At 60.5% G+C, this 12,969-nt stretch carries 11 protein-coding genes; 4 read left to right on the forward strand and 7 right to left on the reverse strand.

The features are described 5' to 3' along the window. Window positions 1-22: 22 nt before the first annotated feature. The 5 genes from BCF11_RS15125 to BCF11_RS15145 form a co-directional block, all read right to left on the reverse strand. Entirely contained in the window at window positions 23-1,300 is a 1,278-nt protein-coding gene (locus tag BCF11_RS15125) for an MFS transporter (protein ID WP_098495457.1), read from the reverse strand. Window positions 1,301-1,460: 160 nt separating this feature from the next. After that, window positions 1,461-2,246, reverse strand: a complete 786-nt coding sequence (locus BCF11_RS15130) for an NAD(P)-dependent oxidoreductase (RefSeq protein ID WP_098495458.1) — start codon at window positions 2,244-2,246, stop codon at window positions 1,461-1,463. Further along, complete coding sequence (locus BCF11_RS15135) at window positions 2,246-3,133, reverse strand: SMP-30/gluconolactonase/LRE family protein (protein WP_158229204.1); 888 nt, start codon at window positions 3,131-3,133, stop codon at window positions 2,246-2,248. Before BCF11_RS15135 ends, BCF11_RS15130 begins: the two co-directional genes overlap by 1 nt. A 100-nt stretch (window positions 3,134-3,233) precedes the next feature. After that, window positions 3,234-4,583, reverse strand: a complete 1,350-nt coding sequence (gene gudD, locus BCF11_RS15140) for a glucarate dehydratase (protein ID WP_098495460.1) — start codon at window positions 4,581-4,583, stop codon at window positions 3,234-3,236. Between the two features lie 182 nt (window positions 4,584-4,765). Beyond that, window positions 4,766-5,839: a LacI family DNA-binding transcriptional regulator gene (locus BCF11_RS15145; protein WP_098495461.1), complete on the reverse strand. Its 1,074-nt coding sequence runs from the start codon at window positions 5,837-5,839 to the stop codon at window positions 4,766-4,768. Between the two features lie 172 nt (window positions 5,840-6,011). On the opposite strand from BCF11_RS15145, the gene BCF11_RS15150 reads away from it, so the two are divergent. The 4 genes from BCF11_RS15150 (at window position 6,012) to BCF11_RS15165 (ending at window position 11,172) form a co-directional block, all read left to right on the forward strand. Then, complete coding sequence (locus BCF11_RS15150) at window positions 6,012-6,803, forward strand: DeoR/GlpR family DNA-binding transcription regulator (protein WP_098495462.1); 792 nt, start codon at window positions 6,012-6,014, stop codon at window positions 6,801-6,803. Window positions 6,804-7,187: 384 nt separating this feature from the next. Then, the gene (gene glpD, locus BCF11_RS15155; protein WP_233212495.1) at window positions 7,188-8,723 is read left to right on the forward strand and encodes a glycerol-3-phosphate dehydrogenase; all 1,536 of its coding nucleotides are present in this window, start codon (window positions 7,188-7,190) and stop codon (window positions 8,721-8,723) included. Between the two features lie 146 nt (window positions 8,724-8,869). After that, window positions 8,870-10,366, forward strand: a complete 1,497-nt coding sequence (gene glpK, locus BCF11_RS15160) for a glycerol kinase GlpK (RefSeq protein ID WP_098495463.1) — start codon at window positions 8,870-8,872, stop codon at window positions 10,364-10,366. A gap of 92 nt (window positions 10,367-10,458) precedes the next feature. Further along, window positions 10,459-11,172: an MIP/aquaporin family protein gene (locus tag BCF11_RS15165; RefSeq protein ID WP_098495464.1), complete on the forward strand. Its 714-nt coding sequence runs from the start codon at window positions 10,459-10,461 to the stop codon at window positions 11,170-11,172. A gap of 63 nt (window positions 11,173-11,235) precedes the next feature. Here the strand turns inward: BCF11_RS15165 and BCF11_RS15170 are convergent, their stop codons facing one another. Next, entirely contained in the window at window positions 11,236-11,736 is a 501-nt protein-coding gene (locus BCF11_RS15170; RefSeq protein WP_143751337.1) for a glutathione peroxidase, read from the reverse strand. Further along, window positions 11,733-12,869 carry a PilT/PilU family type 4a pilus ATPase gene (locus BCF11_RS15175; RefSeq protein ID WP_061937269.1) on the reverse strand — a complete coding sequence of 379 codons (1,137 nt, stop codon included), beginning with the start codon at window positions 12,867-12,869 and terminating at the stop codon, window positions 11,733-11,735. Before BCF11_RS15175 ends, BCF11_RS15170 begins: the two co-directional genes overlap by 4 nt. Between the last annotated feature and the right edge of the window lie 100 nt (window positions 12,870-12,969).

Consider the following 12,969-nt stretch of genomic DNA (forward strand, 5'->3'; position numbering starts at 1 on the left):
GCAAATCTCCAAGGTGCTTGGTTCAGGTTCTGGACGCTGCGGCGCTGTTGTCCTGGTAGCCGCGATACAGCAGGAACAGGATGGTGACGCCCACCACGTCGAACATGCCCAGGGCCGCAAACAGCGGGGTATAGCCGATCGATTCGGCGAGCTGCCCGATCAGCAATGAAAAAGAGAGGCCGCCGATCCAGCTGATCATGCCGGTCAGGCCGTTGGCGGTGCCGACCTCTCTGGTGTTGAAGACGTCGGTGGTCATGGTGTTGACCAGGCCGGAAATCATCTGATGAGCGAAGCCGCCGATGCAGAACAGGGCGATCGCTGTATAGGGACTCTCAACATAGCCGACGAAGCCGACGCTGGTCATCAGCAGCGCGCCGGTGGCGATGCCGGCGATGCGCGAATTGACCAGCTTGAACTTGAAATGCTTCATCAGGAACGGCGAAAGGTAGCCGCCCAGGATGCCGCCCATGTCGGCGGCGAAGAAAGGCATCCAGCCGAAGATGGCGAACTCTTTCAGGTTCATCCCGCGCACCGAAATGAAGTACAGCGGAATCCAGAAATTGAAGGTTTGCCAGGCCGGCTCGGCCAGGAAACGGGTGATGGCGATGCCCCAGAAGCGGCGCGTGCCGACGATTGTTTTGACGGATGGCTTGGCGTGCGACTGGCTTTCGGCGATGCTTTCCTGACCGGAGAGAATGTAGGCGCGTTCCGTATCGGACAAGCTCGGGTGGTCCTTAGGGGCACGGTAGAAGAAGAACCACAGGCCGGCAAAGATGAAGCCCATTGCTCCGGTCACGATGAAGGCGGCTTGCCAGCTGTGCTTGTACAGCAGCCAGGCCACCAGCACCGGCGCGATCACAGCGCCCATGGAAGTGCCGGCGTTGAAATAGCCGACGGCCACCGAACGTTCCTGTTTGGGAAACCATTCCGACACCGCCTTGATGCCTGCCGGTATCGCCGCCGCTTCGGTCAGGCCGAGCAGGCCGCGGAAGAACGCCAGCGAGATCCAGCCGGTGGCGAAGCCATGCAGCATGCCCACCACCGACCAGGCCGCGGCGAACAAGGCAAAGCCAACCTTCAACCCGAGGAAATCGATGATATAGCCGCACACTGGTTGCATGATGGTATAGGCCACCTGGAAAGCCGCCACCACATACGAATATTCCTTGGTGCTGAACCCCAGGTCATGCTTTAGAGTATCTGCCAGCACGCCCAGCGAATTGCGTGAGATGTAGTTCAGGATGGTGCCAAAACAGACGAGGGCAATAATCCACCAGCGCAGGCCTTTGATGCGTTTCATATTTGTTGTCTCGGTTAGTTTTTTAACTGATCGCCTTGGTGGCGTCATGGTGATTCCGGAACTGCTGCACTCTCAAGAAATCCAGGTGGTCGCATGCGCAGATGAAAGCCTGGACGGCTCCTGTCCGCCGGCATCCGTCTGCCCGCCTGCCGGTTTGCTTTCATTTTTTATTGGAATAGTCTGCCGCCGCGAAGCCACCGCCCTGGAACTGCTCGGCCAGCGGACCGCCTCTGTTTGGAATATCGGCAATCCGTGCGGCAAAGTCTTCCGCATTGCTTTGCGGCTGGTAACCGAGCGGATTATCTGTCTGTTGCCACCAGCGCCGGCTGTTGGCGGATACGCCATAAATGATCTGGAATCCAACCTGCGGCGCTTCGATGCAGCATTCGGCCAGGTGCTGCATGTCGGGGTGCGACAGCCATGAGTGCAAATGGCGCCGCTCGAACGGCTCGGTTTCGAAGGAGCCGATGCGCAGGCAGACCGATTCGACGCCGTGCTTGTCGTAGTACAGCCGGGCGATGCCTTCACCCCATACTTTGCTGATGCCGTACAGGCTGTCCGGCCGCACCGCGGCGTATTCGTCGATCTCGAATTCCGTGGAGTACATGCCGATGGCGTGGTTGGAGCTGGCGTAGATCATGCGCACTGCATGGGTACGGGCAGCCTGGTACACGCTGAGCAGGGCTTTCAGGTTATGTTCGATCAGCAGATCAAGTTCCAGGTCGGTGCCGATGCCTGCCATGTGAACGACGGTGTCCGCGCCTGCCAGCAGCTCTGCGCAAAAAGCGGCGTCGCGCAGATCGCCGCTGTGCTGCGTTTCATGGGCGGCCATCGGGCCGAGCGGCTTGATGTCATTGAGCCGTAGCTGATAGCGCCCGTCCGACCATTGCTGCCGGAGGACCTTGCCGATATTGCCGGCGGCGCCGGTAAGCACGATGGTTTTCATCAGCCGAACTCCGCGACCGGCGTGCCCGCTACCGGCATGTCGACCGCGAACAGCGCGCCGGCCAGCGGCTCGCGCGCCAGTTCATCGTTGCTCATGTTTTCAGTGAGCGAAGTGACGTACAGCGTTTTCAGGTCGGCGCCGCCGAAGGCGCACATGGTTGGACGCGACACCGGCAGCGGCAGGTATCCCAGCAGTTGGCCTTGCGGCGAGAATTTGTTGATGCGCCCGGCAGTGATGCCGCAACCCCAGTAACAGCCCTCGGCGTCGACAGCGCCGCCGTCGGGACGGCCCCATTCCGGCTGCATCTGCACGAACACTTGGCGCGGGCCGAGCGTGCCGCCGGCGACATCGAAATCATAACGGTAGATCACCGCCCGGCGCGAATCGGAGTGGTACATGGTGCGGCCGTCAGGGCTCCATGCCAGGCCGTTCGAGACCACCAGCTGGTTGCCGTGGGCGCTGATGCTGCCGTCCGGCGCCAGCCGGTACAGCGAAGCGCAGGCTTGCTTGTCGGCGCGGTCGTCCATGGTGCCGGCCCAGAAGGCGCCGTCAGGACCGGTCTTGCCGTCGTTGAGACGGTTATTCTGAATATGCGGTTCCGGATGCGCTATCAGGGTCCAGCTGGCGTCGGCCGGGTCAAACCAGTGGAAGCCGCTGCGCAGGGCGGCGACGATCTTGCCGTTCTGCGCCAAGCTGATCGAGCCGATGGCGGCGGGAGCGCTCCAGCTGCGCTGTTGTCCCGAAACAGGATCAAAGCGATACAGCGCCGGCTTCAGGATATCCACCCAGTACAAAGCCTGTTCACGCTGCGACCACACCGGCGACTCGCCGACGATGGCGCTCTCGGCGCGGATCACGCGGACAGGATAATCAAATTGCTGAATCATGTTGCTTACCTCATTGCTGGTCATGCGATGGATGGGCATACGGATTTGCATGATGCGGCTATTACGGAATCTTTGTCGCCGCCACCTGCTGCTGTTGCTGCTAACGCAGCAGGCAAGGCTTCTTGTTGTCGAATTTCCAGCCAGGGATCAGGTATTGCATGGCGACGGCATCGTCGCGCGCGCCTAGTCCCATGTTGCGATACAGCTGATGCGCGGCTTCCAGCTGCACCAGGTCGAGTTCGATGCCTAGGCCCGGCTTTTTCGGCACATCGATCATGCCGCCGACGATCTGCAACGGTTCCGTGGTCAGACGCTGGCCATCCTGCCAGATCCAGTGGGTATCGATGGCCGTGATGTTGCCGGGCGCGGCTGCCGCCACATGCGTGAACATCGCCAGCGAGATATCGAAGTGATTGTTGGAATGCGAACCCCAGGTCAGGCCCCATTCATGGCACATCTGCGCCACCCGCACTGAGCCCTGCATGGTCCAGAAGTGCGGATCGGCCAGCGGAATGTCGACCGATTGCAGCTGGATCGCGTGGCCCATTTCGCGCCAGTCGGTGGCGATCATGTTGGTAGCGGTCTGCAAGCCGGTGGCGCGGCGGAATTCGGCCATGACTTCGCGTCCGGAAAAGCCGTTCTCGGCGCCGCAGGGATCTTCGGCATAGGCCAGCACCGCATGCTGGTCGCGGCACAGGCGGATGGCATCCTTGAGCAGCCAGCCGCCGTTCGGATCGAGCGTGATGCGCGCCTGCGGGAAGCGTTCCGCCAGCGCCGTCACGGCTTCCATTTCATCTTCGCCGCGCAGCACGCCGCCCTTGAGTTTGAAATCGTTGAAACCGTAGCGATGATAGGCCGCTTCCGCCAGCGCCACCACTGCTTGCGCGTCGAGCGCCGGCTGATGGCGCAGGCGCAGCCAGTCGTCGCCGGCATCCGGTTCGCTGGCGTAGGGCAGGTCGGTGACGGTGCGGTCGCCGATGTAGAACAGATAGCCCAGCATCTTTACCGCCTCGCGCTGCTGGCCTTCGCCTAGCAACGCCGCCACCGGTACCCCGAGGAACTTTCCCAGCAGGTCGAGCAGGGCGGCTTCCAGCGCCGTCACGGCATGGATCGCGATGCGTAAGTCGAAGGTTTGCAAGCCGCGGCCGCCGGCGTCGCGTTCGCTGAATGCGCTGCGGGCGCTGTTGAGAATGGCCTGGTAGTTGCCGATCGCTTTGCCCAGCAGCAGCGGCCGTGCATCTTCCAGTGTTTGCCGGATGCGTTCGCCGCCCGGCACTTCACCGACGCCGGTATTGCCGGCGCTGTCGGTGAGGATCACGATGTTGCGGGTGAAATAGGGGCCGTGCGCGCCGCTCAGGTTGAGCAGCATGCTGTCGCGGCCGGCGACCGGCACGACGCGCATGTCGACGATGAGGGGACTGCCCGGGACCTGTGTGCTCGATGGTGTCATGTGTGGCTGCCTGTGACTGGATGAATGTTGAAGCGGGTGATGCTGCCTGCATCGGCGTCGTGTTCCACCGTGTGTACAGCGCTGCTTTCAACCCGGTGTTTCTACAAAATGGGACCGCTACCAATTCAAATGGTAGCGGTCCCATTTTTGACTGTCAATGCTTATTTTTGTAAAAAAGAGGCTTAAACGCTGGCGCGCTCTATGATGGTGAAGCCGATGTCGCAGACCGGTTCCGCAACAGTTTTGCCTTCGGAGCGGGCGATGATGAAGCGCGCGGCGGTGCTGCCGATGACCGTGCCGTCGATGCGCACAGTGGTCAGCGGCGGCTGCAGGTCGCGCGAAAAACCGAGGTCGCCCAGGCCGATCACCGCCAGTTGTTGTGGAATGGAGATGTTGCTGGCTTGCGCCTCGATCATGACGCCCAGCGCCAGCATGTCGGAGCTGCAGAACACAGCGTCGATATCGGGGGCGCGCGCCAGCAGTTGTTTCAGTCCGCTGCGGCCGTTGCCGAGCGTGGTGGGCGCGGCTACTTCGCAGGAAGGAATGTCGCTGGCCTGCGCCGGCGCCATGCCGAGCCGGATTGCTTCTTGGGAAAAAGCGCTGACGCGGCGGCGGCTGCGGTCGTCGCTGGCGCCGATGGCGGCAACCCGGCGGCGGCCGGCGGCGTGCAGGTACTGGGCCACCGCGATGCCGATCTTTTCATGGGAAAAGCCGACCAGCATGTCGACCGGCGTCGGCGTCAGGTCCCAGGTTTCGACTACTGGAATGCCGCTCGCCAGCAAACGCCGGCGCGCCTGCGCCGAGCGGTTGATGCCGGTCAGCACGATGCCGTCGGGACGGCGGCCGATGATAGCGTCCAGCAAGGCATCCTCGCGTGAATTTTCATAGCCGCTCTGGCCCAGCATGACCTGGTAGCCGGCTGAGGCCAGGGTATCGGTCAGCGCCTCCACGGTTTCCAGGAACATCGGGCCGGACAGGGTGGGAACCACTGCCGCCACCAGGCGGCTTTTCTGCGACGCCAGCGCTCCGGCCAGCAGGTTCGGCACGTAGCCGGTTTGCTGGACGGCGGCCTGGACTTTTTGCAGCACCTTGGTGGAAACCGCATCCGGCGTGTTCAATGCGCGCGAAGCGGTGATCGGCGCGACGCCGGCCAGCTTGGCGACGTCGCGCAAGGTAAAGCCGCCGGTCTTGCGGCCGCCTTTGCGGCGCGCGGTGACGTCGGCAACGACTGCATCCATCAGGGTTTCTTTTTCCATGGTGAAATTCTAACATCAATGAAAATGATACCGTTACCATTTTGCAGGCTGTCATGCAAATCTATCGCGTCTCCAAGGATTAGTCCGCTACAATCCCGGCATGGATTCCCCCATGCCGGGGAATTCCAATCATAATAAAAACCTTTGAAAAAATACGCTCGGGACAGGTTTCATGCCAGAAATATCCACGCTAAAGCTGAATGGCCGTCAGCAAGAACTGTTGAGCTACGTACAGCGCGACGGTTTCGTGACGGTGGAACATCTAGCCACGCGTTTCCAGATTACCCAGCAAACCATCCGCCGCGACATCAACTTGCTGGCGGAGCTGAACCTGCTGCAGCGCTATCACGGCGGCGTCGGCCTGCCGTCCAGCGCCGAGAACATCGCTTACGGTGCGCGCCAGGGTTTGTATTCGGAAGAGAAGCGCCGCATCGCCGCGCTGGTGGTCGAGCATATTCCCGACCAGGCCACGCTCTTCATCAATCTCGGCACCACCAACGAAGAGGTGGCGAAGGCGCTGAGCCGGCGCCGCAACCTGCGCGTCATCACCAATAACCTGAACGTGGCGGCGATCATGAGCGGCTATCCCGGCTGCGAGGTGATCATCACCGGCGGCGTGGTGCGCGCGCGCGACCTTGGTATCACCGGCGAAGAAACCATCGATTTCATCCGCCGCTTCAAGGTCGATTTCGGCATCATCGGTATTTCCAGCATCGAGGCCGACGGCACCTTGCGCGATTTCGACTATCGCGAGGTGCGCGTATCGGAAGCGATCATCGAACATTCACGCACCGTTTTCCTGGTCGCCGACCATTCCAAGTTCCGCCGGCCGGCGCTGGTGCGGCTGGGCGACATATCGAAGGTCAACGCCTTGTTTACCGACCAGCCGGTGCCGGAGGAAATGAGCAGCATCTTTGCCGATGCGAAAATCGATGTGTTCGTAGCCGGCAGCAACGCCTCCTAGCTGACCTGGCCAAGCGCCCTGGCGGCAAGCCCGCTCATCGCTGATGCTGTTGCGTGGCGGCGACATTCCTACTTCCCTTTATTTTCGACTTCGATGTAGCGGTCCAGCCGGTCTGGATCCGCTAGCCCTTGGTCCGCGGTTTGACGTCTCAACGCCTCGGCGCCGCCATAGGCGAGATTGAAATTAACTATCCTTGTTTAAGTTTATCTCTATCAAATAATTACTATTGATAAATATAAATGATTATCTATGTTCGAATTCGAACAATATACTTTCGAATATAAATATTTTATGATGTGCGGTGACATTGCGAACATGCTGGCTTTGCTAAATAGCAATACGGTGTTTGTCCGATGAGTGCGTTACCGACACAAGGAGATAGCTGTGGCATCAGGTGAAATTGTAGATTTGCTGGTAGTGGGCGGCGGCGTTAACGGCGCCGGGATTGCGCGCGACGCGGTCGGCCGCGGCCTCAGCGTGTTGCTTTGCGAGCAGGACGATCTGGCTTCGCACACTTCTTCCGCCAGCACCAAGCTGATCCACGGCGGCCTCCGTTACCTTGAACATTACGAATTCAGCCTGGTGCGCAAGGCCCTGCAGGAGCGCGAGCTGCTGCTGCGCATGGCGCCGCATATCATCGCGCCGCTGCGCTTCGTCATGCCGCATGTATCGAGCCTGCGGCCGGCCTGGATGATACGCGCCGGCCTGTTTCTGTACGATAACCTCAGCAAGCGTGAATTGCTGGAGGGGTCGCGCACTATCGATTTCCGCAAGCACGTGGCCGGTGCGCCGCTCAAGAAGTCCCTGACCAAGGGCTTCGTCTATTCCGACGCCTGGGTGCAAGACGCGCGCCTGGTGGTGCTTAACGCCATGGACGCCAAGGAGCGCGGCGCCACCATCCTCACCCGGACCCGCATGATCCAGGCGCGCCAAGGCAGCCAGTACTGGGACGCCACTCTGTTGTCGACTGAGACCGGCGAGACCAGCGAAGTGCGGGCGCGTTGCATCGTCAACGCCGCCGGCCCATGGGTCGCCAGCCTTTTGAACGGCGCCCTGAATACGCCGGCGCAGCATCACATTCGCCTGGTCAAGGGCAGCCATATCGTCACCAAGCGTTTGTTCGATCACGACCACGCCTACATTTTCCAGAATCCGGACAAGCGCATCGTCTTTGCGATTCCTTACGAAAACGACTTCACGCTGATCGGCACCACCGACGTGGAATACAGCGCCGATCCGGGCAAGGTCGGGATTTCCGAGGAAGAAACCGCCTATCTGTGCGAATCCGTGAACCGCTATTTCGAAGTGGCGGTGACGCCGCAGCAAGTAGTGTGGTCGTATGCGGGCGTGCGTCCTTTGCTGGAAGAAGAAGTCGCCAATCCATCCGCCGTCACCCGCGATTACAAGCTGGAACTGAGAAACGAACCCGGCCTGGCGCCGGTGCTGTCGGTATTCGGCGGCAAGATCACCACTTACCGCCGGCTGGCGGAAGAAGTAATGGAGCACCTGCAGCCGCTGTTCGGCTATATGAAATCGCACTGGACCGCGCATGAAGCGCTGCCGGGCGGCGATATCGCCAACGCCGACTTTGCAGAGTTCCTGCGGATTTTCCAGCAGCGCCATGCCTGGCTGCCGGCCTCGCTGGCGACCCGCTATGCGCGCGCCTACGGCACCCGCACGGCGCGCCTGCTGGACGGCATTCACGACGTCGCCGCGCTGGGCGAACTGTTCGGCGCCGACCTGTATGAAGCGGAAGTGCGCTACCTGATGCGCAATGAATGGGCTTTGACGGTGGAAGATATTCTGTGGCGTCGTTCCAAGCTGGGATTGCGCCTTGATGCTGTAGCTGTAGACAGGCTGCGTACGTGGCTGCAGGAGCAGACGCAAGTGCCGGCGCCGGTTGCCGCCATGCGAGCCTGACGATTCACCCCCGGTATTGCCCCGGCGCTGCAGGCAGCATTACTGCTTGCGCAGCCGGTAGATAAAACAGACGGATCCAGCCGCTTGGCCGGATCAAAGTCGCCCCGATCCGCACAGGCGGATTTACCAACCTTGGAGTAGACAAGTTGAAAGATAAATACATTTTAGCCCTGGATCAAGGGACTACCAGCTCGCGCGCCATCCTGTTCGATCGCCAGGGCAATATCGTTTCTTCAGCGCAGAAAGAATTTCGCCAGATTTATCCGCAGCCGGGCTGGGTCGAGCATGATCCGCAGGAAATCTGGTCGACCCAGGTTGGCGTTGCTGCCGAAGCTTCCACCAACGTCGGCCTCAACGGCACTTCGATCGCCGCCATCGGCATCACCAATCAGCGAGAAACCACGATCGTCTGGGACCGCGAAACCGGCAAGGCCATCTACAACGCCATCGTCTGGCAGGATCGCCGCACTGCCGCTTTCTGCGACCAGCTGAAGGCTGACGGTCTGGCGGACTCCATCCGCGCCAAGACCGGCCTGCTGGTCGATTCCTATTTTTCCGGCACCAAGATCCGCTGGATCCTGAATAATGTCGAAGGCGCCCAGCAACTGGCCGACCAGGGCCGTCTGCTGTTCGGTACGGTGGACACCTGGCTGGTATGGAACATGACGCGCGGCAAACTGCATGTGACCGACGTCTCCAATGCTTCGCGCACCATGCTGTTCAATATCCACACCATGCAGTGGGACGACGAACTGCTGGAAATCATGGGCGTGCCGCGCAGCATGCTGCCGGAAGTGCGTTCTTCCAGCGAAGTCTATGGTCACACGGAAGTGTCCGGCTTCGGTTCGGAAATTCCGATTGCCGGCATCGCCGGCGACCAGCAAGCTGCCCTGTTCGGCCAGATGTGCACCAAGCCTGGCATGGTCAAGAATACTTACGGCACCGGCTGCTTCATGGTAATGAACACCGGCACCAAGCCGATCATTTCCAAGAACAACCTGCTGACCACGGTGGCCTGGAAGATCGGCAACGAAGTCAGCTATGCGCTGGAAGGCAGCATCTTCATCGGCGGCGCGGTGGTGCAGTGGCTGCGCGACGGCCTCGGCATCATCAAGACTTCCACCGAAATCGAAGCACTGGCGCGCAGCGTCAAGAGCAGCGACGGCGTCTACCTGGTGCCGGCCTTCGCCGGTCTCGGCGCGCCACACTGGAACCCGCATGCGCGCGGCACCATTTTCGGCATCACCCGCGGCACCACGTCAGCCCACTACGCCCGCGCGGCGCTGGACAGCATCGCCTACCAGACCATGGACGTGCTGAAGGCGATGGAAGCCGATGCCGGTATCGTGATTCCGGAACTGCGGGTCGATGGCGGCGCCACAGCCAACAACCTGTTGATGCAATTCCAGTCGGACATCCTTGGTGTCGATGTGGTGCGTCCGAAAGTCACGGAAACCACTGCGCTCGGCGCCGCCTATCTGGCTGGCCTGGCAGTCGGCTACTGGAGCAGCACAGCCGATGTGCAAGGACAGTGGCAGCTCGACCAGCGTTTCAAGCCGGCGCTGCCGGCGGAAGAAGTGCAGAGCAGCATCAAAGGCTGGCAGCGCGCGATTGCAGCGGCCACGGTGTGGGCAGATTCCTGACCTGAAACCGGATTTCCCGTTATTGAATGAGCAGCAGGACAGAGCAAGGAATTGCTCTGTTCCTCCCCCTCCTATTACCGAAAGAGTTCGTCATGACTCCCTTTTTAGCTGAATTCGTGGGCACTGCCCTGATTGTCCTGCTTGGCAACGGTGTGGTTGCCAACGTCTTGTTGAGTAAAACCCACGGCCACGGTAGTGGCCTGATCGTGATCACCGTCGGCTGGGCGATGGCGGTATTTGTCGGCGTGTTCGTCGCGGCGTCTTCCAGCGGCGCCCACCTGAATCCGGCGGTGACGCTGGCGCTGGCGGTGGCCGGCAAGTTCGCCTGGGGTACCGTACCGGGCTATATCCTGTCACAAATGTTGGGCGGCATGATGGGCGCCTTCCTGGTGTGGCTGGTGTACCGCAATCACTTTGCCGAAACCGAGGACGGCAATCTCAAGCTGGCGGCTTTCTGCACCGCGCCGGCGATCCGCAACAAATTCGGCAACATCGTGTCGGAAGTGGTCGGTACCTTCGTGCTGGTGTATTGCGTATTGAATATCGCGTCGCCGAAGATGGGCCTAGGCGCGCTGGATGCATTGCCGGTAGCGTTGCTGGTGATGAGCATCGGTGTTTCACTGGGCGGCACCACGGGTTACGCGATCAATCCGGCGCGCGATCTGGGACCACGCCTGATGCACGCCTTGCTGCCGATTCCAGGCAAGCGCGACAGCGACTGGGGCTATGCCCTGGTGCCGGTGCTCGGTTCGATTTGCGGCGGGGTGCTGGCGGCGCTGGTGTACGGCCTGCAGATGGCGCACTAAGAAGGCCAGTCGAACGCAACAGAATGCAGCCTGGGTCAGACAGTTCTGACCCAGGCTGTTTTTTTATCCCAGCAGCTTTTCTATATCCGCAGCCAGCGATTCCGGCTTGGTTTGCGGCGCAAAACGGTCGACAATCGCGCCGTCCTTGTCCACCAGGAACTTGGTGAAATTCCACTTGATGCCTTCGCTGCCCAGCAAGCCGGGCGCCGCGTTCTTCAGGTACTGGTAGAGCGGTGCGGCGTGGTCGCCGTTGACGTCGATTTTCTCGAACAAGGGAAAAGTGACGCCGAAGTTCTTTTCGCAAAAAGCGCCGATCTCTTCGGCGGTACCCGGTTCCTGCGCGCCGAATTGATTGCAGGGAAAACCCAGCACTTCAAAACCTTGCGCATGGTATTTCTGGTAAACCTCTTCCAGGCCCTTGTACTGCGGTGTGAAGCCGCAGTTGCTGGCGGTGTTCACGATCAGCAGCACCTTGCCGCGGTAAGCTTCCAGCGAGCTGGGCTTGCCGTCCAGCTGATTGACGGTAAAGTCATAGATCTTTGTGCCGCTAGTGTCCTTGCTCATACGATCCCCAGATGTTCAGTGCCGGCAGACAGGTCGCGGTCTTTTGCGTCCTTGCCGCGCAGTTTGATGGAAAGCCGCAGGTCATTGACCGAATCGGCGTTGCGCAAAGCGTCTTCATAGCTGATTTTATCGTCTTCATACAAATCGAACAGGGCCTGGTCGAAAGTCTGCATGCCGAGCTCGCGCGACTTCTTCATGATTTCCTTGATTTCATGGACGTCGCCCTTGAAGATCAGGTCGGAAATCAATGGCGAATTCAGCAGGATCTCAACTGCGACCGCGCGTCCCTTCACCGTTTTCAGCGGCACCAGGCGTTGCGAAACGATGCCTTTCAGGTTGAGCGACAAGTCCATCAGCAGCTGCGGCCGGCGCTCTTCCGGGAAGAAGTTGATGATGCGGTCGAGCGCCTGGTTGGAGCTGTTGGCATGCAGGGTGGCCAGGCATAGGTGGCCGGTTTCGGCGAAGGCGATGGCGTAGTCCATGGTTTCGCGGTCGCGGATTTCGCCGATCAGGATCACGTCCGGCGCCTGGCGCAGGGTGTTCTTCAGGGCCACGCCCCAGTTTTCTGTATCGACGCCGACTTCGCGCTGGGTCACGATGCAGTTCTTGTGCGGATGGATGTATTCCACCGGATCTTCAATCGTGATGATGTGGCCGTAGCTGTTTTCATTGCGGTAGCCGATCATCGCCGCTAGCGTGGTCGACTTGCCGGAACCGGTGGCGCCGACCATGATCACCAGGCCGCGCTTGGTCATGGCCACTTCCTTGAGCGTTGGCGGCAGGCCCAGGTCTTCGAATTTCGGGATGTCGGTGGTAATCGTCCGCAACACCATGCCGACCCGGCCCTGCTGGATGAAGGCGGAAGCGCGGAAGCGCCCAAGGCCGCCCGGGCTGATGGCGAAATTACATTCCTTGGTTTCTTCGAAATCCGCCGCCTGCTTGTCGCTCATGATGGCGCGCGCCAGTTCCAGCGTGTGGACGGCGGTCAGCGCCTGGTTCGAGACCGGCGTGATCTTGCCGTCGATCTTGAAGGCGGGCGGGAAGTCTGCGGTGATGAACAGATCGGAGCCTCGCTTGCTGACCATCAGGCGCAGCAGGTCGTGCATGAATTTGGTTGCTTGATCGCGTTCCATGTCTATCCTAGTAAAACAATAACAGTGTCAGGGCGGAGCGGTGTGAACTGCATGACACATCATCCGCCTTTTTTAATTACATTGCGTGGCGGCTGCAACG

It is taken from the genome of Collimonas sp. PA-H2 (assembly GCF_002564105.1).
Classification (GTDB): Bacteria; Pseudomonadota; Gammaproteobacteria; order Burkholderiales; family Burkholderiaceae_D; genus Collimonas.

Bases quoted from the DNA above. Each gene is read 5' to 3' on its own strand.
- BCF11_RS15125 (WP_098495457.1), bottom strand. From the start codon at position 1,300: ATGAAACGCATCAAAGGCCTGCGCTGGTGGATTATTGCCCTCGTCTGT.
- BCF11_RS15130 (WP_098495458.1), bottom strand. From the start codon at position 2,246: ATGAAAACCATCGTGCTTACCGGCGCCGCCGGCAATATCGGCAAGGTC.
- BCF11_RS15135 (WP_158229204.1), bottom strand. From the start codon at position 3,133: ATGATTCAGCAATTTGATTATCCTGTCCGCGTGATCCGCGCCGAGAGC.
- gudD (WP_098495460.1), bottom strand. From the start codon at position 4,583: ATGACACCATCGAGCACACAGGTCCCGGGCAGTCCCCTCATCGTCGAC.
- BCF11_RS15145 (WP_098495461.1), bottom strand. From the start codon at position 5,839: ATGGAAAAAGAAACCCTGATGGATGCAGTCGTTGCCGACGTCACCGCG.
- BCF11_RS15150 (WP_098495462.1), top strand. From the start codon at position 6,012: ATGCCAGAAATATCCACGCTAAAGCTGAATGGCCGTCAGCAAGAACTG.
- BCF11_RS15165 (WP_098495464.1), top strand. From the start codon at position 10,459: ATGACTCCCTTTTTAGCTGAATTCGTGGGCACTGCCCTGATTGTCCTG.
- BCF11_RS15170 (WP_143751337.1), bottom strand. From the start codon at position 11,736: ATGAGCAAGGACACTAGCGGCACAAAGATCTATGACTTTACCGTCAAT.
- BCF11_RS15175 (WP_061937269.1), bottom strand. From the start codon at position 12,869: ATGGAACGCGATCAAGCAACCAAATTCATGCACGACCTGCTGCGCCTG.